General features: G+C 29.5%; 23 protein-coding genes and 1 tRNA gene. 10 read left to right on the top strand and 14 right to left on the bottom strand.

The annotated features are described in order from the left end of the window. Window positions 1–30 precede the first annotated feature (30 nt). From ACYPV9_RS03390 to ACYPV9_RS03380, 3 genes are all read right to left on the bottom strand, one after another. Window positions 31–939: a NifU family protein gene (locus tag ACYPV9_RS03390; protein ID WP_459741594.1), complete on the bottom strand. Its 909-nt coding sequence runs from the start codon at window positions 937–939 to the stop codon at window positions 31–33. Between the two features lie 139 nt (window positions 940–1078). Further along, the gene (locus ACYPV9_RS03385; protein ID WP_459741593.1) at window positions 1079–2461 is read right to left on the bottom strand and encodes an OmpP1/FadL family transporter; all 1383 of its coding nucleotides are present in this window, start codon (window positions 2459–2461) and stop codon (window positions 1079–1081) included. Between the two features lie 34 nt (window positions 2462–2495). Continuing rightward, window positions 2496–3584, bottom strand: a complete 1089-nt coding sequence (locus tag ACYPV9_RS03380; protein WP_459741592.1) for a hypothetical protein — start codon at window positions 3582–3584, stop codon at window positions 2496–2498. A gap of 185 nt (window positions 3585–3769) precedes the next feature. Here ACYPV9_RS03380 and proS point away from each other — a divergent pair, with 185 nt between their 5' ends. The 3 genes from proS (at window position 3770) to rpsT (ending at window position 5714) form a co-directional block, all read left to right on the top strand. Continuing rightward, entirely contained in the window at window positions 3770–5248 is a 1479-nt protein-coding gene (gene proS / locus ACYPV9_RS03375; protein WP_459741591.1) for a proline--tRNA ligase, read from the top strand. 109 nt (window positions 5249–5357) lie between these two features. Next, a tRNA-Glu gene (locus ACYPV9_RS03370) sits at window positions 5358–5429 on the top strand. A 33-nt stretch (window positions 5430–5462) separates the two neighbouring features. Beyond that, window positions 5463–5714: a 30S ribosomal protein S20 gene (gene rpsT, locus ACYPV9_RS03365; protein ID WP_299062014.1), complete on the top strand. Its 252-nt coding sequence runs from the start codon at window positions 5463–5465 to the stop codon at window positions 5712–5714. A 315-nt stretch (window positions 5715–6029) separates the two neighbouring features. Here the strand turns inward: rpsT and rodA are convergent, their stop codons facing one another. From rodA to ACYPV9_RS03320, 9 genes are all read right to left on the bottom strand, one after another. Beyond that, window positions 6030–7310, bottom strand: a complete 1281-nt coding sequence (gene rodA, locus ACYPV9_RS03360; protein ID WP_459741590.1) for a rod shape-determining protein RodA — start codon at window positions 7308–7310, stop codon at window positions 6030–6032. Continuing rightward, the gene (gene mrdA, locus ACYPV9_RS03355; protein WP_459741589.1) at window positions 7291–9183 is read right to left on the bottom strand and encodes a penicillin-binding protein 2; all 1893 of its coding nucleotides are present in this window, start codon (window positions 9181–9183) and stop codon (window positions 7291–7293) included. The genes rodA and mrdA overlap by 20 nt, the downstream gene beginning before the upstream one ends. Further along, window positions 9183–9686: a rod shape-determining protein MreD gene (mreD, locus tag ACYPV9_RS03350; protein WP_299062023.1), complete on the bottom strand. Its 504-nt coding sequence runs from the start codon at window positions 9684–9686 to the stop codon at window positions 9183–9185. Before mreD ends, mrdA begins: the two co-directional genes overlap by 1 nt. Further along, window positions 9679–10506: a rod shape-determining protein MreC gene (gene mreC / locus ACYPV9_RS03345; protein WP_459741588.1), complete on the bottom strand. Its 828-nt coding sequence runs from the start codon at window positions 10504–10506 to the stop codon at window positions 9679–9681. Before mreC ends, mreD begins: the two co-directional genes overlap by 8 nt. Window positions 10507–10523: 17 nt before the next feature. Next, the gene (locus ACYPV9_RS03340) at window positions 10524–11552 is read right to left on the bottom strand and encodes a rod shape-determining protein (protein WP_299062029.1); all 1029 of its coding nucleotides are present in this window, start codon (window positions 11550–11552) and stop codon (window positions 10524–10526) included. 75 nt (window positions 11553–11627) lie between these two features. Next, window positions 11628–13157 carry a bifunctional phosphoribosylaminoimidazolecarboxamide formyltransferase/IMP cyclohydrolase gene (gene purH, locus ACYPV9_RS03335; RefSeq protein WP_299062032.1) on the bottom strand — a complete coding sequence of 510 codons (1530 nt, stop codon included), beginning with the start codon at window positions 13155–13157 and terminating at the stop codon, window positions 11628–11630. Window positions 13158–13248: 91 nt separating this feature from the next. Further along, the gene (locus tag ACYPV9_RS03330) at window positions 13249–13377 is read right to left on the bottom strand and encodes a hypothetical protein (protein WP_299062036.1); all 129 of its coding nucleotides are present in this window, start codon (window positions 13375–13377) and stop codon (window positions 13249–13251) included. A 33-nt stretch (window positions 13378–13410) separates the two neighbouring features. Beyond that, on the bottom strand, window positions 13411–13536 hold the full coding sequence (locus ACYPV9_RS03325) for a hypothetical protein (RefSeq protein ID WP_299062039.1): 126 nt from the start codon (window positions 13534–13536) through the stop codon (window positions 13411–13413). An 88-nt stretch (window positions 13537–13624) separates the two neighbouring features. Next, window positions 13625–14077 carry a GAF domain-containing protein gene (locus ACYPV9_RS03320; RefSeq protein WP_459741587.1) on the bottom strand — a complete coding sequence of 151 codons (453 nt, stop codon included), beginning with the start codon at window positions 14075–14077 and terminating at the stop codon, window positions 13625–13627. A 56-nt stretch (window positions 14078–14133) separates the two neighbouring features. Between ACYPV9_RS03320 and xrtF the strand changes: the two genes are divergently transcribed. The 7 genes from xrtF to ACYPV9_RS03285 all read left to right on the top strand — a co-directional run bounded on the left by xrtF (window position 14134) and on the right by ACYPV9_RS03285 (window position 20916). Then, window positions 14134–14670 (top strand): exosortase family protein XrtF, encoded by a 537-nt coding sequence (gene xrtF, locus ACYPV9_RS03315; RefSeq protein ID WP_459741586.1) that lies wholly within the window; start codon window positions 14134–14136, stop codon window positions 14668–14670. After that, window positions 14667–15098: an exosortase F system-associated membrane protein gene (locus ACYPV9_RS03310; protein ID WP_459741585.1), complete on the top strand. Its 432-nt coding sequence runs from the start codon at window positions 14667–14669 to the stop codon at window positions 15096–15098. Before xrtF ends, ACYPV9_RS03310 begins: the two co-directional genes overlap by 4 nt. A 45-nt stretch (window positions 15099–15143) precedes the next feature. Then, window positions 15144–15548 carry an HYC_CC_PP family protein gene (locus ACYPV9_RS03305; protein WP_299062049.1) on the top strand — a complete coding sequence of 135 codons (405 nt, stop codon included), beginning with the start codon at window positions 15144–15146 and terminating at the stop codon, window positions 15546–15548. Between the two features lie 152 nt (window positions 15549–15700). Next, on the top strand, window positions 15701–17863 hold the full coding sequence (locus tag ACYPV9_RS03300; RefSeq protein WP_459741662.1) for a TonB-dependent receptor: 2163 nt from the start codon (window positions 15701–15703) through the stop codon (window positions 17861–17863). Between the two features lie 25 nt (window positions 17864–17888). Continuing rightward, window positions 17889–18278, top strand: coding sequence for a heavy-metal-associated domain-containing protein (locus tag ACYPV9_RS03295; RefSeq protein WP_459741584.1), 390 nt, complete (start codon window positions 17889–17891; stop codon window positions 18276–18278). 325 nt (window positions 18279–18603) lie between these two features. Further along, a complete protein-coding gene (locus tag ACYPV9_RS03290) occupies window positions 18604–19794 on the top strand; it encodes a pyridoxal phosphate-dependent aminotransferase (protein WP_459741583.1) in 1191 nt (396 codons plus the stop codon). 3 nt (window positions 19795–19797) lie between these two features. Further along, window positions 19798–20916: an AEC family transporter gene (locus tag ACYPV9_RS03285; RefSeq protein ID WP_459741582.1), complete on the top strand. Its 1119-nt coding sequence runs from the start codon at window positions 19798–19800 to the stop codon at window positions 20914–20916. Window positions 20917–20986: 70 nt separating this feature from the next. Here ACYPV9_RS03285 and ACYPV9_RS03280 read toward each other — a convergent pair whose 3' ends face one another. Next, the gene (locus ACYPV9_RS03280) at window positions 20987–21793 is read right to left on the bottom strand and encodes a DNA/RNA non-specific endonuclease (RefSeq protein WP_459741581.1); all 807 of its coding nucleotides are present in this window, start codon (window positions 21791–21793) and stop codon (window positions 20987–20989) included. A 246-nt stretch (window positions 21794–22039) separates the two neighbouring features. Continuing rightward, window positions 22040–23353: an adenosylhomocysteinase gene (ahcY, locus tag ACYPV9_RS03275; protein WP_459741580.1), complete on the bottom strand. Its 1314-nt coding sequence runs from the start codon at window positions 23351–23353 to the stop codon at window positions 22040–22042. Between the last annotated feature and the right edge of the window lie 8 nt (window positions 23354–23361).

The following is a 23361-nucleotide window of genomic DNA, read 5'->3' as shown; positions in this document are numbered from 1 at the left end:
TATTTCTTAAAGCTTAAATATTATATTTTATTATCCGTTTATTGCAACCACTTCATTAATTTGATTTGGTAACATTTCTTTTAATAAATTCTCTATACCGTTTTTTAATGTTGCTGTAGATGATGGGCAACCACTACAAGCTCCTTGCAAAACTACACTTACTACTTTATTCTTTTCATCAAAAGATCTAAAAGCAATATTTCCTCCGTCTCCTGCAACCGCAGGCTTAATATATTCATCTAAAATATCTACAATTTGTGCAGAAATTCCTTCTAAAGCTACTTCTGGAACTACTTCTGTAGCATTATCTGATGTTGCTGCTTCTTGCTTTGGTAATTCTTTAATTATTATTTTTCCTTCGGCTAAATATTCTCTAATAAAAGATCTTACTTCTCCGTAAACTTCATTCCACTCTACCATATCATATTTGGTAATAGAAATATAGTTATCAGAAATAAAAACTTCTTTTACAAACGGAAAATTAAAAATTGCTTGCGCTAAAGGAGAAGACGTATTTGCTTCATCTATATTTTTAAACTCAACATCTGTTTGAGTTAAGGCTTTATTTGTACCAAACTTCATTACTGCTGGGTTTGGCGTAACTTCTGCATACACCTCTACAGCTTCCTTTTTAGAAGTTTTTTGCTCGTTTACAACAACATTACCAGCATTTAAATAGGCTTCAATTTGCTCTTTCACCTCTTCTTGTACATCAATCCATTGTACAATATCAAAACGCTGAATTGCTATAAAGTTTGCAGTAACAAAAACCTTTTTTACAAATGGTAAATAAAATAATTGTTGTGCTAACGGAGAGTTTTTTGCTTCGTCTATATTATTAAACTCATAACTACCACCATTTATTAAAATAGTGTTACTGTTATATTTAATGATTGTATCATTAGTAGTTTCTTGTATGGTAATTTTAGTATCTGACATGTTCTAAAAATTGAATTGCAAAATTAAGGCAAAAAAGATAAATAAGATTATCTAATGCTATAAAACTTCAAGACTCTGTTAGATTTTATAATTAAAATATAAAATCTAACAGAGTCTTAAAAATAAGTTATTAAATATACTATAGGTTTATAGAAACAGTTGCTGTAAAAAATCGATTATCGATATCTAAATCAGCTGCATTTACATTAAAACCTGAATAAAAGTTGTATGGTGTTGTTCTATTATTGTTACTGTAAGCTAAATCTATTTTGAAATTTCCAAAATTATAACCACCACCAAAAGAATAACCTTCTAAGTTATCTGAATCTAAAGCCATTTTATCTGGACTTTGCTCGAATTTATAACCTCCTCTTACACTAAATCTATCAAATCGCCATTCTGAACCAATATTAATTGCATGTGTATTTCTTAATTCATTTACAAAAAAGTTATTCTCATCAGAAAAATCTCCATTTGAAAGTTCCATATTTTTATAATTCTTGTTAATATAATCGATGCTCAACAATCCATTTTTTCCGAAGACAAAAGCTGCACTAGTTGTAAATTTACTTGGTGTTTTTAATCTGTAAATTAATCTTTGAGAAGGAAAATTTCCACCAAAAGTATTATCGTAAGTAGTATTGTTGTTACTAACTGTTATTTCTGTATCACCATTAAAACCATCATTATCAATAATATTAGTTTCTTCTAATATTTCTGTAAACCAAGTTGGTGTTTGATAAGACATACCAAATCTAAAATTTTGATGTGCTTTGTAAATAAAACCGAAGTTTAAAGAAACACCAGCACCTGTAGTAAAGTTTTCTTGATATAAATTAGCATCTAATGTATTTCCGTTTCCATCATTATTAAACTCGACCAAGGTAGAACGCTGGCTAAAATTTAAATCGTAAAAATTTAAACCTGCACCAACATACAATTTATTTCTATGTACAGATGAAAATGCAATATTCATTTCACTTAACTCACCTTTATAATCATTAAAAAAACGCTGTTCTTCTGCAATATTATAATCTATCGTTGGCGTATTATCATCTAGAGGAAAATCTCTAAAAGTAGCAACACCACTATTACCTATAGCGCTAAAACTATTTGTAAAATCTTTTGTAATTCGATAATTAAAACCTATTGCAAATTTACTCCAATCAGATTTATAAGCACTGTCAAAAACCAGAACTGCACCAGCTTGCGATAAGTTTAAAAATTGTTCTTGATTCTTAGTTCTATTTCCATAATAGGTTGTATTAATATCTGTATTTCTTGAATTTAATGTAGCAGTAAAGGCACTATTATTAAAAACAGCTAAACCTGCAGGATTGATATTCATAACAGATAAATCTCCACCAAGTGCCCCAAAAGCACCACTCATAGAAGTAAACCTTGCTGTACCATTATTATCGTCTTGAGAAAAAAGCAATCCTAAATCTTGATACCCTAAAGACTGAGAATAAGACGTTATTGTTACTGCGAATAATACCGCTAATGTTATAATTTTTTTCATTTTTAAATTTTGTATTTGTTAATGAATAAGAGTCTTAATTTCTTCTTCTGGATGAAGATGATGAACTTCTACCCGAAGACCTACTACTTCTAGTTGATGAACTTCTACTAGACGTGTTTCTTGAAGAGCTTGTAGACGATCTAGAATAACTTCTATTAGAACTACTCGTAGATCTTCTATTTACACTAGCATTATTTCTTCTTGTTGTAGAAGATCCAGATCTTCTTGTACTACTAGATCCTCTAGATGTATTTACAGAACTTCTTCTAGTAGAACTTGAACTTCTAGATGTATTTCCAGAACTTCTTCTAGTAGTATTCGTATTTCTAGAAGTGTTACCATAAGTTCTACTTCGAGTATTAGAGGTTCTTCTTCTTGTAGTATTAGAATTTTGTCTGGTACTTGTACCTCTTCTTCTAGAAGAAACAGATGTATTTCTAGAATTTACATTATACCTTCTGTTGTTATTATTATAAACTGTTCTTCTACCATATGTAGAGTTTCTATAATATCTGTTATTATAATTGTAAAATCTATTATTTCTGTAAGGATTGTAAAAACCATAATAAGGGTTACCGTAGAATCCATAGTTAAAGCCCCAAGCAAAATTATTATGATAAGGATGCCAATAAGGATTGTACCCCCAATAGTTATTCCAAAATCTATTTCTAAATCTCCAATTGTTATTGTAAAAACCGTTATTAAAGCCCCAGTTATTATAATAAGAGCCAAAATTATTCCAATAAGGATCATTAATTAAATTTACTTGAACAACAACATCATTATTATCATTGGCTCCCCAAGAAGGGTTCGTGTTGTAATTTAAATTATCTTCTACATAAACAGAATCTGGTGAGTTATAAGAATTAACATCTGTAAAAATTTCAGTATCATTTAAGTTTTCTAATCTTTCTAATTCTCTTGTAAAGTAATCGTTATTGTAATTATTATAACCCGCTTCATCTACAACTCTAACATTACTTTCTGTAATATTAGAATCGCTACCATAAATTCCGTCATCATTATAAGCACTTTGATAAGTACCACAAGAAACTAAGAATAAACTAGTAGTTATTAAAAGAAGAATTAAGTTACTATTATTTTTTATGTGTCGTATTTTCATAAGGCGTATTTTATGTGGGTATTTATTGTTGTCGAAATAGTACGTTAAACAAAAAAAATTAAACTTTACTTGGTCTATAACCTTTTTGTAGTAATTTTGTATCGTTTATTATAAAAAAATTCTAAACAATCTTTTAACATAAATTTCACTTTAAAGGTAACAATATTTGTGCCAAACTTTTAATTATGAGTAAACATTTAACAAAAAGGGAAGACGATTATTCTAAATGGTATAATGAGTTAGTTGTGAAAGCAGACTTAGCTGAAAACTCTGCTGTGAGAGGATGCATGGTTATAAAACCGTATGGTTTCGCAATCTGGGAAAAAATGCAAGCAGAATTAGATCGTATGTTTAAAGAAACTGGTCATGAAAATGCTTATTTTCCTTTATTTGTTCCTAAAAGTTTATTTGAAGCAGAAGAAAAAAATGCAGAAGGTTTTGCTAAAGAATGTGCAGTTGTAACACATTATAGATTACAAAATGATCCAGATAAACCAGGAAAATTAAGAGTAGACCCAGAAGCTAAATTAGAAGAAGAATTAGTGGTTAGACCTACTTCGGAAGCTATTATTTGGAACACATATAAAGGATGGATACAATCTTATAGAGATTTACCTTTACTTATAAATCAGTGGGCAAATGTTGTTCGCTGGGAAATGAGAACTCGATTATTTTTAAGAACTGCAGAATTCTTATGGCAAGAAGGTCATACGGCACACGCAACAAAAGCAGAAGCAATTAGTGAAGCGAAACAAATGCAAGAAGTTTATGCAACTTTTGCAGAACAATTTATGGCTATGCCAGTAATTAAAGGTTCTAAATCTGATAGCGAACGTTTTGCAGGAGCAGAAGACACACTAACTATAGAAGCTTTAATGCAAGACGGTAAAGCATTACAAGCAGGAACAAGCCATTTCTTAGGACAAAACTTTGCCAAAGCATTTGATGTTAAATTTACTTCAAAAGAAGGAAAACAAGAACATGTATGGGCAACATCTTGGGGAGTATCTACTCGACTAATTGGAGGTTTAATAATGACGCATTCAGATGATAATGGTTTAGTATTACCACCAAAATTAGCGCCAATACAAGTTGTTATTGTACCAATATATAAAGGAGAAGAGCAATTAGAAGAAATATCAGAAAAAGTAAATGTTTTTGTAAAAGAATTAAGAGCCAAAGGAATTTCTGTAAAATTTGATAATAGAGATACTTTTAGACCTGGCGCTAAATTTGCAGAATACGAATTAAAAGGTGTACCAGTAAGAATTGCAATTGGTAAAAGAGATTTAGAAAACGGAACAGTAGAAGTTGCTAGAAGAGATACTTTAGAGAAACAAACAATTAATCAAGCTGATGTTTCTAATTTTGTTAGTAATCTTTTAGAAGAAATTCAAGAAAACTTATATACTAAAGCTGTAGATTTTAGAACCGAGCACACAACGTCTGTAGATACTTTTGAAGAATTTAAAGAAGCAATTAAAACTAAAGGAGGTTTTGTATCGGCTCATTGGGATGGCACAGAAGAAACAGAAGATAAAATTAAAGAAATTACAAAAGCAACTATTAGATGTATACCTAATGATGCAAAAGAAGAAAATGGTGTATGTGTTTTTAGTGGAAAACCCTCTTCTAAAAGGGTACTTTTTGCAAAAGCATATTAATTTTAAAAAAAAATGCATTTTTTTTTAAAAAATAGTTGCACAAGTAAAAAAAGGTTGTATATTTGCACCCGCAATTGAGACATATATAAATATATCGATTGATTGTTATGGTCCGTTCGTCTAGGGGTTAGGACGCATGGTTTTCATCCATGTAACACGGGTTCGATTCCCGTACGGACTACAAAGTTTTAATAAAAAAACGAATTAAGAAATTATGGCAAATCATAAGTCAGCATTAAAGAGAATTAGAAGTAACGAATCTAAGAGATTACGCAACAAATACCAGCACAAGACAACTAGAAATGCTGTTAGAGATTTACGTACATCAGAAGACAAGAAAGAAGCAGAAGGAAAATTAAGTGCTGTTATTTCTATGTTAGACAAGTTAGCTAAAAACAACATTATTCACAAGAATAAAGCTGCTAATTTAAAATCTAAATTAACTAAGCACGTAGCTGCATTGTAAGATTTTAATTCTTAAGAAATTTTAAAAAGCTCTGAATATTTATTCAGAGTTTTTTTGTGCTTTACTTTTTCATAAATTAATACATTCCAAATAATATATCTAAGAGGGATTATAAATATTAATTAGGGGTTTCTTCTATATGCCATAATACTAACTCTTAACTACTCTTAAAAAAGAAGTGTAATTGTTGTAAAGAAATTTATCCAGTTAAAATTACCTTAACATATGCAGATTATATCAACTAATAATAATACACTACAATATATAAATAGAAAATTCAACTATTAAATATGTTTAGAAAATATTGATATAGTTTTACCAATCATATTTTTTGTGAGCATCTAGCCTAATAAAAATAAAAAGTAAAATTGTAAACCCCCAAAGTGAAGAACCTCCATAACTAAAAAAAGGCAAAGGAATACCTACAGTGGGCAACAAACCTATAACCATACCTACATTAACAATTACATGAAAAAAGAGTATAGAAGCCAAACTATAACCGTAAATTCTACCAAATTTATTTGTATGTGTTTCGGATAAATATATTATTCGATACATCATCAGCATAAAAAGAATAATAACTAAAGAACTACCTAAAAAACCCCATTCTTCTCCTATTACACTAAAAATATAATCTGTATGTTGTTCTGGTACAAAATCACCTTGTGTTAAATCTCCTTTTAAAAATCCTTTACCGCTAATACCTCCAGAACTAATAGTTAATTCAGATTGATAAGAGTTATAACCAATACCTTGATTATCTTGTTTTAATCCTAATAAAATTTCGAATCTATCTCTATGATGCTGTTTAAATACATTGTTATAAGAGAAACCCGTACCAAGTACAAATACAGTAACTATTAAATAAACTCCAATTATTTTATACCAATTAAAACGCAAGAACCGTTTACCTCCTTTATACACAATATAAGCAGTAAAAACAGTTATGAGCCCTAATAAAGTCGATAAAACTATTGTGGTACCAAATAATATTGTTAGTAAAAACAACACTACAATGGCTACACCGATAATAATATAGTACAAGGTTAAACCTTCTCTATGCAATACAAAGAAGAATGACAGGTAAATTAATGCAGAACCTGCATCTGGCTGTAAAATAATTAGAAAAGCTGGTAAGAAAATGATGAAAAAAGCTTTTACCTGGTTTTTAACCAACTTAAAATTGTATTGTCTATCACTTAATAATTTTGCTACAGCTAAAGCTGTAAAGGCTTTTACAAATTCTGAAGGTTGCAAACCAAGAACCCCAAAATTATACCATGAAGTAGCACCGTTAATTGTCTTACCAAAAAGAAACAAACCGACTAAAGACAACAGCGAAATAATGTATAAAATACTAGAAAATTTCTCGTAAAATTTAGAATTAAAAAAAAGTATCAATACTATCAACGGAATTGTTAAGCAAATAAATATTAACTGTTTGCCGTATTTTGTAGAAAAACTAAGAATTTCTAAATCTTCTTCAGATTTAGATGCAGAATAAATATTTAGCCAACCAAAACCAACTAAAACAACGAATAGGATTACTAATAACCAATCTACACCTACAAAAATATTATTTCGTTCCTGACGCAATTTCTTCTTCTTTTTTAGGTATTAATTTATCGTATTCAGATTTTAAACTGATGTTTAACATATTTGTTTCTCTATACTTAGTTGCTTCTGATATTTTTCCGTTTAGGTATTTCTCTATCATCAAACTAGTAATAGGAGCCGCAATTCTAGAACCATAACCACCATTTTCTACAAAAATAGCTATTGCTATTTTAGGGTTATCTTTTGGCGCAAATGCTACCAAAATAGAATGATCTTCTAACTTAATTCTTTTACCGTCTACAACTGCGTAATTTTCAGAAGTTCCTGTTTTTCCACAAATATCAATTCCTTTTACTTTTACTCCACTTCCTGTTCCTGTTTTAAAAACTTCATGCATTGCTTCAATAACAGGATCAAAATGTTCTTGTTTTATAGAAGTTACTTTCTTTTGTGTAAAATTAGGGTTGTCTATTGGTTTACCATTAACTTTTTTTAAAATATGTGGAGTATAGAAGTACCCTTTATTTGCAATTGCCGCTGTAAAATTAGCTAACTGAATTGGCGTTGTTTGAACCTCTCCTTGACCAATTGCATTCGATATATTTGTTGATGCATTCCAAGAATAACGATACGCATCATCGTAATATTTACCTATCGGTATAAAACCAGGACTTCCTTGTGGTAAATCGTATCCTAAATAATTACCCAAACCAAAACTTTTTACATGATTTGCCCAACTATCCAATCCTTTAGAAGGTTTATTGTCTTTTTCTACAATCCTTTTATAGGTGTTAGAAAAGTAACTGTTACAAGATTTAGCTATTGCCGTTTTTAGACTAATTGGTCTGTTATAAATATTACAATGACATCCCATAAACTCACCTTTTCTGCTACCATATCTGTAACCGTGAAAACATTTAAAAGTTGTATTTACATCAATAACTCCCTCTTGTAAACCAATCAAAGCATTCATCATTTTAAATGGTGATCCTGGAGGGTATGAGGCCTTCAAACCTCTATCATAAGTTGGCTTTTCTAAATTATCTGGATCCATTAAAATAACAGAGTTAGAAGATCGTTTTCTACCAACCATCATATTAGGATCATAAGAAGGTGCAGTAACTAATGCTAAAATCTCTCCTGTAGCTGGTTCAATTGCAACAATACCTCCTCTTTTATTTTGCATTAACTTCTCGCCAAATTGTTGCAGATCTAAATCTAAAGTTAAGGTTAAATCTTTTCCATTTTCGGGTAAAGTATCATAAGCTCCGTTTTTGAAAGAGCCAACAATATTATTCAATTTATTTTTTCTAAAATATTTTTTCCCTTTTGTTCCTCTTAAAAAAAGTTCATACTGTTTTTCTATTCCTGCTTTACCTATTAATTCTCCTTGTTCGTAATATGTACTACTTTTTGCAAGTTGATTGTTAACTTCACTAATATAACCAACCACATTTGCTGCAGATTTAAAAGGGTAATCTCTAATTATTCTCTTTTGGATAAAAAACCCCTTATACTTATGTAGTTTTTCTTGAAGAAAAGCAAAGTCTTCTTTTGCTAATTGTTTTAAAAACACCGAAGGTTTGTAAGATGCAAATTTTACAGATCTATTAAATCTTTTATAAAAATCTTCTTTCGTTATTTTTAATAATTTACAGAATTCTAATGTATCTAATGGGGTAACTTTATTTGGTTGTACCATTACATCATAAGAAAGCTGATTTGCAATTAATAACTTACCATTTCTATCATAAACATACCCTCTTTCTGGATAATCAAACTTTTTTTCTACCGCAGAGTTATGTATAGGATCATAACTTTCTCCTCTGACGATTTGTAGTTGAAATAATCGTCCAATAAAAACCAAACCCACAAGTGTGATTAAAGTGTATAGTAATAAACTTTTTTGCATTATTGCTTTTTAGAAAAAATAAACGTTACTAAAAAATATAGAATTAACGTAAAAATACTAGAGTAAATTGTGTTAGTTAAAACATTAGAGAAATTTTGAAAACTAAAGTTAGCAAAAGAAAATAAAATAAAATGATGAATTACTGTTAAAGTTACAACATAATTAAATCGTTTACCAAATGGCTCTAAATTAAGTCTAAAAAAAGGGAAGTCTACCTCAAATTTATTAAAATATACTCTCACGAAAAACAATCGAATATATGCTATAAACAACGTAGAAAAAGCATGTATACCGCCAGAATCTGAAAAGAAGTCGATAATTAATCCTAATAAAAAGGCTAAAAACAGAAAAACAAATCTATTTTTATTTAATGGATATAGAAATATAAACATTATATACATGTAGGGGTTTACATAACCTAAAAACAAGATATTATTTAAAATAAAAACTTGTATCAAAATCATAAAGACAAATAGAAGTCCGAAAAAAATTGTCTTATTCATTTACTAGATTTTCTAAATTCTTTATTTCTTCTTTATGTAAATTCTTAACAATATAAACTTTACCTAAATTACTCATATCATTAAATAACTTTACGTTTATAATGTTTTCTACTGCATTGTTTTTATTGACACTACTAACGGTTCCTATTAAAATTCCTTCTGGAAAAATTGTAGATTTACCACCAGTTTCGATAGTGTCGCCAACTCTAACAGTTGCTTGCCTTGGTATATCAATTAACTGCACAATGTTATAATCTAATCCATTCCATTTTAAAGAACCAAAATATTGACTATTTTTTAACCTTGCATTTAAATTAGAATTTTTATTTAAAATAGACTGAACCCTAGCATATCTCTTAGAAGTATTATCTGTTATACCAATAATTCCTAGACTATTTATTACAGCCATTTCTTTTTGAACGCCATCATTTTCTCCTTTATCAATAGTTAAAAAATTAAATTCTTTAGCGTAATTATTATTGATGATTCTTGCGTTTGAAAACGTAAATTTCTGAAAATATTTTAGGGTATCTATAACTGTAGAATCTACATTTACAAATGAAATATCTTTTTGCTGTAGTAAATTTCTTAAGCGTGTATTTTCTTCTAAAAGTATATTATTTGTATGCTTTAAACTAAAATATTCAGAAATATTAGAAACTTTATTATACATACCTCCTGTTAAAGAGTTTGCAGAGTTTACATACTTACTTCTATGAAAGTTTAAGTTATTAAAAATAAGTGCTAAAGCAATTAATTGCAGCAACATAAAGAATAAAAAATATTTAAATTTTTGTAAAAAGTAAATAAGTTGCTGCATACTATACCGCTAAAGTTTTATTTCATTAATACATTTTTGTATTTATCTAATTCTTTTAATGCAATACCAGTACCTCTTACCACAGCTCTTAAAGGATCTTCTGCTACGTAAACCGGTAAATCTGTTTTTCTAGAAAGCCTTTTATCCAAACCTCTTAACATAGAACCTCCTCCGGCTAAATAAATACCAGTATTATAAATATCTGCTGCCAATTCTGGCGGAGTTTTAGATAGAGTTTCCATTACAGCATCTTCTATTCTTAAAATAGATTTATCTAATGCCTTAGCTATTTCTCTGTAAGAAACTTGCACTTGTTTTGGCTTACCACTTAATAGATCTCTACCCTGAACCAACATGTCTTCTGGCGGAGTTTCTAAATCTTCTGTAGCAGCACCAATTGTTATTTTTATTTTTTCTGCAGTAGTTTCTCCTACATGCAAATTGTGTTGTGTACGCATATAATACATTATATCGTTTGTAAACAAGTCTCCTGCAACTTTTACAGATTGATCACAAACAATACCAGCTAAAGCAATAACAGCAATTTCTGTTGTACCACCACCTATATCAATAATCATGTTTCCTTTTGGCTCCATAATATCTATACCAACACCAATTGCAGCGGCCATTGGCTCGTAAATTAAATAGATTTCTTTAGCATTCATGTGTTTAGCAGAATCTCTAACAGCACGTTTTTCTACTTCTGTAATTCCGGAAGGAATACAGATTACCATTCTAAGCGCTGGTGGAAATAACTTCTTTTTGATTGACGGAATTTGCTTTACAAACTCTTTTATCATTTCTTCTGAAGCCTGAAAATCTGCGATTACACCGTCTTTTAACGGACGAATTGTTTTGATATTTTCATGGGTTTTTCCTTGCATTAAATTGGCTTCTTTACCAATTGCAATTATTTTACCGGAAATTCTATTTCTAGCAACAATAGAAGGACTGTCTATAACTACTTTTCCGTTGTGAATTATCAACGTATTTGCGGTTCCTAGATCAATCGCAATATCCTCCGTCATAAAATCAAAAAAACCCATAAAATATCTTTAATGTATTATTTTAAGTAAGTATTACAAAGCTACTAAAAATATGCTTGTAAAACTTATAATTTATTAATGTTTAAAGTGTCTTGTTCCTGTCATAACCATCGATAAATTATTATCATTACAATAATCTATACTAAGTTGATCTTTAATAGAACCACCTGGCTGAATAACACTTTTAATACCTGCTTTATCTGCAATTTCTACACAATCTGGAAAAGGAAAAAATGCATCACTAGCCATCACAGATCCTTCTAAATCAAATTTAAAAGAAGTTGCTTTTTCAATGGCTTGGTTTAAAGCATCTACTCTACTTGTTTGCCCTGTCCCTCCTGCTAATAATTGCTTATTCTTTACAAGAATAATTGTGTTCGATTTTGTGTTTTTACATAACTTCGACGCAAATAATAAATCATCTAACTCAGATTGCGTTGGTTTATTGTTTGTAACGTACTTTAAATCTTCTAATTTATCTGTAATGCTATCTTTATCTTGCACTAAATTACCATTTAAACAAGTTCTAATAGTAGTTGTTGGCAATGCAACCTCTTTTTGCACAAGAATTATTCTATTCTTTTTACCTTTTAAAATAGCTAAAGCTTCTTCTGAATAACTTGGTGCAATTACAACTTCACAAAATAATTTATGAATCTCTTCTGCAGTTGCAGCATCTATTTCTGTATTGGCAATTAAAATTCCACCAAAAGCAGAAACAGGATCACCTGCTAACGCATCTACATAGGCTTGTTTTATAGTTTCTCTTTGTGCAAAACCACAAGCATTATTATGCTTTAAAATTGCAAATGTTGGCGCCTCTCCTTTAAATTCTTCTATTAAATTTACAGCAGCATCAACGTCTAACAAGTTATTATAACTTAATTCTTTACCGTGTAATTTATCGAAGATAGCTTCTAAATCACCAAAAAAGTATCCTTTTTGATGTGGATTTTCTCCGTAACGTAAAACCTTAGCATTTGTTTCGCTAAGTTTTAAGGCTGGAGTTTCATCTGCATTAAAGTAATTAAAAATTGCTGTATCGTAATGAGAAGAGATATTAAACGATTTTGCTGCAAAATTCTTTCTTTGTTCAAGAGTAGTTTTCCCGTTTCCTTCATCTAAAATAGATAAAAAAGCATCGTATTGATCCATAGAAGAAACTGTAAAAGTATCTTTAAAGTTTTTTGCTGATGCTCTAATTAAAGAAATACCACCAATATCTATTTTTTCTACAATATCTTGCTCTGGCGCACCAGATGCAACTGTTTTTTCGAAAGGATATAAATCTACAATTACTAAATCTATTTGCGGAATGTTATACTCTTTAAGTTCTGCAACATCACCTTCGTGATCTTGTCTATTTAAAATACCGCCAAAAACTTTTGGGTGTAAGGTTTTTACTCTTCCTCCTAAAATTGAAGGATAAGAAGTTACATCTTCTACAGGAACTACATTTATTCCTAAATCTTTAATAAATTTTTCTGTTCCTCCTGTAGAGTAAATGGTTACATTAAGTTCATTTAATTTTCTAACAATTGGCTCTAAACCATCTTTGTGAAATACTGAAATTAATGCGGATTTAATTGTTTTTGAAGTGCTCATCTAATGTTGTGTTGTTAAGCACGCAAATTTAGTAAAACCAAGTATGAAAGACAATAAAAAGATAGTAACAAAAACCAGAAGTAATTAACAACTAGTTTACTTGCACTTTCGATTTAAAACTCTCTACAAGTGCTGTATAATCTCTTGGCACTCTTCTATCTTGATTTTTTTTTGTTGAATATAAAATTTTTAGTAAAAAATTAGGGGTAATTTTTTTCATTTTAGGGTATATTAGTAAGTTTTTAGGGCTTTATTACTCTGCAGTTTCTAAAAAATTATGAAACCATTGCACAAACATATGAGTCCATGATTGTTTTTTCTCTACAAAAGTGTTTGTAATGTCGCTATTTGCAACAGAGGTAAGGTGTTCTTTTCTCATCAGTTAGGGATTTAATGATTATAGAAATACTATAAATAATAAAATGTTGTTAACAAATATAAAAAAAATAATTAAAGTAACAACTATCCTATAAAATAGTTGCTACTTTACTACATACAAACTCTAAAAGCTCTTCGTCTTTTTCTGTAAATGTATTTGCTGTATGAGAATCTATATCTATTTGACCTATGTTTTCTCCGTTTACAAAAATTGGTATTACAATTTCCGACTTCACCTTCCAACCACAAGAAATATAGTTATCTTGTTCAGAAACATCTTGAACTACAAAATTCTCATTACTTACAGCTACTTGCCCACAAATACCTTTTCCAAAAGGAATAATTGTATGCTCTGTTTCTTCACCTGTATATTGTGCTAATTTTAATTCGTTTTTATCTCCATTTTTAAAATAAAAACCTACCCAATCGTAGTAAGAAATTTCTTGCTCCAATAAATCGCAAATAGCTTGTAATTTAACAGCTACATTTTCTTCTAAAGCAATAATGCTTTCTACTTTATTTTTTAATATATTAGTTTCCATTTTTGTATCTTCGTTTAAACATAATTGTAAATTGCAAAATTAAATCATTTTATATTGTGAAAAAACATAAAAATGTAGTCTTTTTTTTAATTAAGTTTTTTGCAACATACTTTATTTTGTTCGCAATTTACTCGTCTTACTTACAACAATCACAAACAAAAGTAGGGCAATTTAAAACCGCTTCTATAACAACTATTGTTGCAGATCAAACGGTAGATTTATTAGATTTTTTTGGTTATGATTCTGGCGCTTATCAGCATAAAGAAGAACTTTCTGTAAAATTATTAATTCATGGTAAATATACCGCAAGAGTTATAGAAGGTTGCAACTCTATAAATATTATAATTTTATTTATTGCTTTTATCGTGGCTTTTGCGGGCTCTTTAAAAGCCACCATAATTTATTCTATTTTAGGTAGTTTATTTATTTACGTAATAAACATTGCCAGAATAGCTTTTCTTGCTGTAATGATTTATAAATATCCAGAAAAGCAAGAGTTTTTACACAACTTGGTTTTTCCGGCATTAATTTATGGTACAGTATTTTTACTTTGGGTAATTTGGGTTAATAAATTTAGCAACTATAAACGATGAATAGGTACATAAAAATAATATTATTATTACTTTTTGTTTCTCTATTATTTGTAGTGAGAGCGTTTTCTGAAGAATTATTTTACGATCCTTTAATTACATATTTTAAAAACGATTATCTATATACAAATATGCCTTCTTTAAATATTTGGTCTTTAATTGTCGATATGCTTTTTAGATACGTTTTAAATTCAGTAATAACAATCGCAATCATATGGGTTATTTTTGAAAGAAAAGATTATGTGAAATTTACTGGCTTTTTTTTAATGACTGCGTTTATAATTTTGATTATTGTTTTTTCACTTTTACTAAGAGATCAATTTCAATCTGGGTATTTATTACCATTTTACATCAGAAGATTTATCATTCATCCATTATTTTTGCTAATTCTTTTACCTGCGTTTTATTTTCAGAAATTAAGCAATAGATAATTTAACTATTTTTTTTACAATTCTTATTGTAAATTTGCATCAGAAATGAAAAACATTCTGACTAAAATAACCGCTTTTTCTTTAGCATTCTTGGTGCTATTCTCTACCTTTTCTTTTACGGTAGAAGCGCATTATTGTGGTGATTTTATTGTTGATATTTCTTACACTGGCGAAGCTGAAGTTTGTAAAACAGATATAACAAATAATCTTTCTATAGCTATGAAAGATTGCTGTTCTGATGAACAACATAAAATTGAAGGTCAGGATGAATTACAAGTAAATTCTGAAAAACAATTAGATTTTAGTAAACAATATTTTTTAACTTCATTTTTTACCTCTTACAAAAGTTTATTTGCTACAAAAGATTTTGTTAAGATTTACTTTAAAGATCCGTATCCGCCAGATATAGATAGAAACTTTCTGATTTTATACCAAACCTTTTTAATTTGATTTTATTCTAATTCTTACTAAAATACTTCTGAAAAGAAGTATAGTTTTAATTTTAATAAAATCATATATCAGTGAAAAAAAATATACTTAGTAGTTTTGCACTACTATTTCCGCTAATTATTCTTTCTCAAAACAACTTAAAAGGAATGATTATGTGCAGAGAAAATCCTAAAAACAGTTTAGGTGTTGCAGGTGCAACTGTAAATTGGTTAAACACAAACATAGGAGCTATAACTAATGAAAAAGGTTGGTTTACGATACCTTATAAAAAGGAATACAAAAAACTAGTTATTAGTTATATTGGCTACAAAACAGATACAATTACTGTATTAGACTTAACACCAATTCATCATTACATTACGCCAGAAAGCAACTTAGCCGAAATTACAATTAAAAGCAAAAGAGATGCTGTGCAAAAATCTTTATTTGCAACTGCAAACACTTTTACCGTAAATAACGATGAACTTCTTAAAGCTGCTTGTTGTAATCTAGCAGAGAGTTTTGAAACAAATCCGTCGATAGACGTAAGTTTTTCTGATGCATTGACAGGCACAAAACAGATTCAAATGTTAGGATTAAAGAGTCCTTATTTACAGATAATGCAAGAAAACATTCCTTCTATTAGAGGCGCTGCACAAGCTTTTGGTTTAACTTTTACGCCAGGTACTTGGGTAGAAAGTATTCAAATTACAAAAGGTGCCGGATCTGTGGTTAATGGTTACGAAAGTATTTCTGGGCAAATAAATGCAGAATTAGTGAAACCTTTTTCTGACAACGCTTTTTTTCTAAATGCATACAGTTCTTTAAACGGTAGATTAGAATTAAACACACATTTTAATAAAACGGTTTCAGAAAAATGGCAAACTGGTTTATACATTCATGGTAATTATAGAGGAGAGAAATTTGACAAAAACAAGGATAATTTTTTAGATGCTCCATTAGCAAATCAAATAAATGTAATGAATCGTTGGCAATACACAGACGCTCAAAATGGTTGGGTTAGTTTCTTAAATGTTCGTTTTTTAAATGACGAAAAACAAACAGGAGAATTAAACTTTAATCCAGAAACAGACAAAGGAACAACCAATGCTTGGGGAAGCGAAATAGACACAAAACGTTTTGATACATCGGCAAAAATTGGATATGTTTTTCCTGAATTACCTTACCAAAGTTTTGGTTTACAACTAGCCTACAGTAATCATCAACAAGACTCTTATTTTGGTTTAAATATATATGATATTAAACAAGAAAGTTTATATTCTAACTTACTTTTTAACTCTATTATTGGTGATACAAGATCAAAATTTAAAACAGGTATCAACTTTACTTATGATAACTTTGAAGAACTTGTAAACGCTATTAATTACAATAGAAAAGAAAATTCTATCGGAGCTTTTTTTGAATATGCTTTTGACAATTTAGACAACTTTAGTGTAACTGCAGGTATTCGAGTAGATGCACATAATTTACTAGGCACATTTATTACACCAAGAGTTCACCTAAGATATGTCCCTTGGGAAAAAGGAGTTTTTAGAGGTTCTATTGGTAGAGGAAAAAGAAGTGCTAATATTTTTGCCGAAAATCAGCAATTATTTGCAAGTTCTAGACAAATAAATATAGATGATATCGGTGGAAATTTCTACGGATTAAATGCTGAAACGGCATGGAATTTTGGAGTTTCATATCTACAAAAGTTTAACTTATTTGAAAACAAAGGAGATATTACTTTTGATTTTTATAGAACCGATTTTAGCAATAAAGTTGTTGTCGATTGGGAAAATCCGCAAGCAATTTCTTTCTACAATTTAACAGGTAAAAGTATTGCAGATAGTTTTCAAGTTGAGGTAAATTACGAGTTGGCAAAAAATTTTAACTTAAGAACTGCTTATAAGTATTTTGATATTTCTACGGATTATAAAAGTGGTAATCTGCAGAAACCTATACAGCCTAAAGATCGTTTTTTTGCAAATATATCTTACGAAACTGTTGCTAAAGAAAACGGAAATCAATGGAAATTTGATATTACTTATAATGCAATTGGCAAACAACGTTTGCCTAATACTGCAACCAATCCAATACAATATCAACTACCCGAATATGCAGATAATTATAGTTTATTAAACTCTCAAATAACCAAAGTCTTTTCAAACAAATTCGAAGTTTATTTTGGTGGAGAAAATCTAACAAATGTGCAACAAGAAAATCCTATATTAAGTAGCGACAATCCTTTTGGACCGAATTTTGATACCACAATTGTATACTCTCCAATATTTGGTAAGACAATTTATGCAGGTTTACGATTTAAAATAAAATAATAAATTCTATAAAAATTAATACAAAATGAAAAAAATAATATTCGCATTCAGTCTATTTCTAATTGGATTTTCTGCACAAGCACAAGACATTAAAAAAGTAAAAAAGAAAAATGCAAAAGTAAGTTTTACCGTAGATGGTATTTGCGGTATGTGTAAAAAACGTATAGAAACAGCAGCTTTAAAAACAAAAGGTGTAAAGTTTGCTATTTGGGATGTTAAAACGCATCAAATTAATGTAATATTAGATGAACGAAAAACTCCCGTTGATACTTTAAAACAAAATATTGCAAATGTTGGCCATGATATAAAAGGTTTTAAAGCAACAGATGAAGCATACAATTCTGTACATCCTTGTTGTAAGTATAGAGACAGTAAAATTGTTGAAGATCATAATGGCGAACTAAAAAAACAGTAAAATAACCTAAAAAAGCTTCATTATATAAATGAAGCTTTTTTTATGCAAATTATTAATCTATATTCACAACACTCTTTGGCACTTTGAAAGAATAGTTTTACATATAATCTTCTAGCTCATTTTTAAAAAATTTTAGCCTAAACATAAAATACATTATTTACAACAAAATTCAATTTTTAGTAAATTTAAATTATTAAAATGTGATTTTTAGTTTAAATTATTACAATAAATTTAATTAATTGTGATTTTTATTAAATATTCCATACTTCAAAAAATTAAAAGTTTTATAACTTAGTAAGATCAACTTTTTATAAAACACAAACAAATGAATTCAACAAATTTTAGTAGAAGAGAATGGTTAAAAAAAGGATCATTAACTCTTGGCGCATTGGCTCTAGTACCTCATGATATCTGGAGTAGTAATGTTGCCAATGCTCAAAAAAACAACAGTACTTTTTTATACAGTTCTAATAATTATTTTAATGAATATACGCCACCAATAGTTAAAGAAGAAGCTTCTTTAACTATATTAAGGTCTAATGAAAATCCTTATGGGCCGCCACCAAAATCAGTAAAAGCATTTCAAGATGAAGTTTTTGGAGGAAATAGATATTCTTGGAAATCTTTAGGTGGATTAAAAGAAAAAATAGCTAAAAATGAAGGCATTAAAACCAATCAGATTTTAATGGGACCTGGTTCTTCAGATTTATTAGAAAAGGTTGCCATGGTTTTCTTTCAAAACGGTGGCAATGTTATAAGTGCAGACCCTAGTTATATGTCTTTAATTGTTGTTGCTAAATCTGTTGGTGGCAAATGGAAATCTTACAAGTTATTAGAAGATTCTCAGCATGATTTAGAGGCTATGGAAGCAGGAATCGATAAAAATACTAAGCTGGTTTATATATGCAACCCTAACAACCCAACCGGTTCTATTACAGATGCTAAAAAACTAAGAGATTTTTGTAGTAGAGTTTCAGAAAAAGTACCCGTTTTTGTAGACGAAGCTTATTTAGAATTATCTAAAAACGGATTAAGAGACTCTATGAATACTTTAGTTGCAGAAGGTAAAAACGTAATTGTTGCCAGAACTTTTTCTAAAATACATGGTATGGCAGGTTTAAGAGTTGGTTATGCAATTGGTAAAAAAGAAACATTAGATATTATTAGTGAAATTACACGTGGTGGAATGGGAATTACCGGTCCTTCAATTGCCGCAGCATCTTCTAGCTTAGATAATCAAGAATTTTTAGATTCTTGTAAAACAAAAATTACTGATGCTAGAAATTATACAATAGCATACTTAAAAGAAAACAATTTTTCTTGTTTGCCTTCTGAAACCAATTTTTTAATTTTTGAAATCCCGATGGAAGGAAGAGCTTTTTTAAAGAAAATTTACGCAAAAAATGTTGCCGTAAAATCTTTTAAATTCTGGGACAAAAATTGGTGTAGAGTAAGTATTGGTACTATGGATGAAATGAAAAAATTCACCAATGCTATGACAGAAATATTTGTCTAGTATATGGATGGTGCTTTAGAAAAATCTATTTCGTTTATTCTCTTTATAATTATAGGAATCATCTTAAAAAAGAAAATTTCTGTTGGAGATGAAACTAATGGATTAAAAAAAATAATTCTTACACTTGCATTACCCGCAACTATTTTTATTGCTTTATTAAAAGTTAAAATTGATGGAAATCTGGTGTTGTTTCCATTATTAGCATTAGCTTTTAATGTAATACTTTTTGCGGTTACACCATTATTATTAAAAATTATTGGTGTCGATCCTAATTCTGATAAAGGTAGAAGTGCTAAACTTTTAATACCGTCTTTGGCTCCTGGATTATCTTGCTTTGCTTTTATTTTAGAGTTTTTAGGTGACGGATATTTAGCAAAAGCAGCTATGGCAGATTTAGGAAATAAATTTTTTGTGCTTTTTTTACTTTATTTAGTCGCATTAAAATGGCATTACAACAATGCAGACTTCGAAGCAAACTCGTTAAAAACAAAACTTAAAGGTCTTTTAAAAGCTTTATTGTATGAACCTGTAAACATCTTTATAATTGTTGCTTTGGTTTTAGTTTCTTTTGGAATTACCTTAGATAAAATCCCTAATTTTTTATCGATGACGTTAAGCAGACTAAGCTTTATAATGACGCCTCTAGTATTACTTTTCATAGGTTTAGCCGTTAAAATTAAAAAACAGCAATTCTTTCAGTTGTTTTCTTTATTGCTTTTAAGAGCTTCGTTTACCCTGTTATTGATTGCTGGCGTAATTTCATTTGCAGATTTAACTGTTACTAAAGATATTTTGGTAATGATTGCTTTCGGATTAAGTTCCGCAAGCTTTTGGCCTTTTGCTCATATTTCTGCAATACATTTAAAAGAAACCAAAGAAAAAACGGTTAAGAGAACCTTTGATATAAATTTTGCTTTATCAATTTTAGCACTTTCTTTACCTATTTCTGTTTTATTAATCTTAGGAATTTTAACTGCCGGAGATACTTTTGCTAAAATTAGCAACATTTTTATACTATGCGGAATTCTATTTTTTATAGGTGTTTTATATCCGATATATCTAAAGATTAATAAAAAAGTAAGTCTAAAAAAAAGTGAAATTCAATTTTCTGTAGATAAATAACATTATTATTTATACTTTATAAGTTCTAAAAGAAATCTTTCAATTTGTAATTGAAAGGTTTCTTTTTTAGTTAAAAACTCCAGTTTTTATAACTGCTAGAACTTTCTAACCTTTCCTCTAAATCATCTTCTAATTCTTTAAAAAAGTCGATACCTGTTAATTTTTCTATTGTATCTACTGAAACTACAAATTTATACAACGGTAGTTTAGAATCTTTATGCGGTACCAAAAAAGCAATCATTTTTATTTTGCTTTTTGTTTTGTCTAAAATTACTTTGTAAAACTGATTAGGCACAGCTACTTTTTCGCTACCAATTGTTTTTAAATTATTTTCTAAAATGCCACCTGTAACAACATAAACGCCATCGTTTTTCTTTGCCCAATAGCGTACTTTTTGTTCTAAACGATTCCAGATACCAGCATTAAAAGCATGTTTCTGCGGACTGATATTACTTGTTAAAAATGTTTCGTCGTGTGCTGTTTTTGTAAACTTTCTATCTCCGGCAGGACATAAATGCCCTCTATCATAACCCGAGTTTTTATAATTACGCCAATGTGCTGCTTTTGTTTTAACGGCATTATCAATTTCAAAATAAGGTCTTTTAAAATTATTTCTACTTAAATCTGATGCTTTTAACTCGTATGCAACCCATTCTGCTTGTTCGTGTTTTTCGCTATAAGATAAAGAGTAATGTTGATGATGCACTACTTGATTTGTTGTGCTTGTTGGCAAAAAATATTGATTTGTTGCTGCTTTTGGTTTTTTACCATCTTCAATTATAAAATCTTCTTTTTTTACGTCTAAAAACTGCTCATAACCTAAAACAGCAATTAAAATAATAATTGCTATTATAGAAAGTATTTTCTTCTTTGTCAAGATTTGTATTTTTTTTAATTCTTAATAATCGTAAAGGTATGAAAGAATGCTAAGAACTAGCAAGTAAGCATGCGTTAAGGATTGAACGGTTTGTTTGAGCTCTTTTTGAGGAACGAGAAAAAGCGAGTAGTGAAAGCCTGTTAAAACGCCCAAGTTCTCGATATGATTTTTCTAAAAAAATTACTCGAAGTAAAAAACCCTTACAAATAAATGTAAGGGTTTTTTATAATTATTACTAAAACGGGTTTAGTATCTGTAATGTTCTGGTTTAAATGGACCTTCTACAGTTACACCAATATAAGAAGCTTGCTCGTCTCTTAATTCTGTAAGCTCTACTCCTATTTTTGCTAAGTGTAATTTTGCCACTTTTTCATCTAAATGTTTTGGTAACATGTACACATCGTTTTTATACGCGTCTGCATTTGTCCAAAGTTCTATTTGAGCCAAAGTTTGGTTTGTAAACGAGTTAGACATTACAAAACTTGGGTGCCCAGTTGCACAACCTAAATTTACCAAACGTCCTTCTGCTAAAACAATAATATCTTTACCGTTTATGATGTATTTATCTACTTGTGGCTTTATTGTATCTTTTGTATTACCGTGGTTTTTGTTTAACCAAGCCATGTCTATTTCGTTATCGAAATGTCCAATGTTACATACAATAACTTTGTCTTTCATTGCTTCGAAATGACGCCCTTGAATAATATCTTTATTACCAGTTGTTGTAATTATAATATCAGAATTTGCAACTACAGTTTCTAATCTTTTTACTTCGAAACCGTCCATTGCAGCTTGTAAAGCACAAATTGGATCGATTTCTGTAACAGTTACAATAGAACCTGCTCCTTTAAAAGATGCAGCTGTACCTTTACCAACATCACCATAACCACAAACTGTTACTCTTTTACCAGCTAACATAATATCTGTTGCTCTACGAATTGCATCTACTGCAGATTCTTTACAACCATATTTATTATCAAATTTAGATTTTGTAACAGAGTCGTTTACGTTAATTGCAGGCATCGGTAATGTTCCGTTTTTTACTCTTTCGTAAAGTCTGTGAACACCTGTTGTAGTTTCTTCAGATAAACCATTAATACCGTCTGCTAATTCTGGGTATTTATCTAACACCATGTTTGTTAAATCTCCACCATCATCTAAAATCATATTTAATGGTTTTCTTTCTTCACCAAAAAATAACGTTTGTTCTATACACCAGTCAAACTCTTCTTCTGTCATATCTTTCCATGCATAAACTGCAGTACCTGCTTCTGCAATTGCAGCTGCGGCTTGATCTTGCGTAGAAAAAATATTACAAGAACTCCAAGTAACTTCTGCACCTAAAGCCTGTAAAGTTTCAATTAAAACAGCTGTTTGAATTGTCATGTGTAAACATCCTGCAATTCTAGCTCCTTTTAATGGCTGCTCATTTTTATATTCTTCTCTTAAAGACATTAACCCTGGCATTTCTGCTTCTGCCAATTTAATTTCTTTTCTTCCCCATGCAGCTAAAGAAATATCTTTAACTTTATTTGGTATGTAAGCTATTTTTGTGCTCATATTATGTA

It is taken from the genome of Polaribacter sp. OB-PA-B3, assembly GCF_054589375.1.
The sequence above is the reverse complement of the archived record's forward strand: the minus strand, read 5'-3'. Positions and strand labels throughout refer to the sequence as shown.

What these genes read in the sequence shown, in the direction of transcription:
- ACYPV9_RS03300 (WP_459741662.1), top strand. Translation starts at nt 15,701, where the DNA reads ATGTGCAGAGAAAATCCTAAAAACAGTTTAGGTGTTGCAGGTGCAACT.
- mrdA (WP_459741589.1), bottom strand. Translation starts at nt 9,183, where the DNA reads ATGCAAAAAAGTTTATTACTATACACTTTAATCACACTTGTGGGTTTG.
- ACYPV9_RS03390 (WP_459741594.1), bottom strand. Translation starts at nt 939, where the DNA reads ATGTCAGATACTAAAATTACCATACAAGAAACTACTAATGATACAATC.
- ACYPV9_RS03380 (WP_459741592.1), bottom strand. Translation starts at nt 3,584, where the DNA reads ATGAAAATACGACACATAAAAAATAATAGTAACTTAATTCTTCTTTTA.
- ACYPV9_RS03285 (WP_459741582.1), top strand. Translation starts at nt 19,798, where the DNA reads ATGGATGGTGCTTTAGAAAAATCTATTTCGTTTATTCTCTTTATAATT.
- ACYPV9_RS03340 (WP_299062029.1), bottom strand. Translation starts at nt 11,552, where the DNA reads ATGGGTTTTTTTGATTTTATGACGGAGGATATTGCGATTGATCTAGGA.
- ACYPV9_RS03310 (WP_459741585.1), top strand. Translation starts at nt 14,667, where the DNA reads ATGAATAGGTACATAAAAATAATATTATTATTACTTTTTGTTTCTCTA.
- ACYPV9_RS03385 (WP_459741593.1), bottom strand. Translation starts at nt 2,461, where the DNA reads ATGAAAAAAATTATAACATTAGCGGTATTATTCGCAGTAACAATAACG.
- ACYPV9_RS03330 (WP_299062036.1), bottom strand. Translation starts at nt 13,377, where the DNA reads ATGAAAAAAATTACCCCTAATTTTTTACTAAAAATTTTATATTCAACA.
- mreC (WP_459741588.1), bottom strand. Translation starts at nt 10,506, where the DNA reads ATGCAGCAACTTATTTACTTTTTACAAAAATTTAAATATTTTTTATTC.
- ACYPV9_RS03290 (WP_459741583.1), top strand. Translation starts at nt 18,604, where the DNA reads ATGAATTCAACAAATTTTAGTAGAAGAGAATGGTTAAAAAAAGGATCA.
- proS (WP_459741591.1), top strand. Translation starts at nt 3,770, where the DNA reads ATGAGTAAACATTTAACAAAAAGGGAAGACGATTATTCTAAATGGTAT.
- rpsT (WP_299062014.1), top strand. Translation starts at nt 5,463, where the DNA reads ATGGCAAATCATAAGTCAGCATTAAAGAGAATTAGAAGTAACGAATCT.
- ACYPV9_RS03325 (WP_299062039.1), bottom strand. Translation starts at nt 13,536, where the DNA reads ATGAGAAAAGAACACCTTACCTCTGTTGCAAATAGCGACATTACAAAC.
- ACYPV9_RS03320 (WP_459741587.1), bottom strand. Translation starts at nt 14,077, where the DNA reads ATGGAAACTAATATATTAAAAAATAAAGTAGAAAGCATTATTGCTTTA.
- ahcY (WP_459741580.1), bottom strand. Translation starts at nt 23,353, where the DNA reads ATGAGCACAAAAATAGCTTACATACCAAATAAAGTTAAAGATATTTCT.
- ACYPV9_RS03305 (WP_299062049.1), top strand. Translation starts at nt 15,144, where the DNA reads ATGAAAAACATTCTGACTAAAATAACCGCTTTTTCTTTAGCATTCTTG.
- purH (WP_299062032.1), bottom strand. Translation starts at nt 13,157, where the DNA reads ATGAGCACTTCAAAAACAATTAAATCCGCATTAATTTCAGTATTTCAC.
- ACYPV9_RS03295 (WP_459741584.1), top strand. Translation starts at nt 17,889, where the DNA reads ATGAAAAAAATAATATTCGCATTCAGTCTATTTCTAATTGGATTTTCT.
- mreD (WP_299062023.1), bottom strand. Translation starts at nt 9,686, where the DNA reads ATGAATAAGACAATTTTTTTCGGACTTCTATTTGTCTTTATGATTTTG.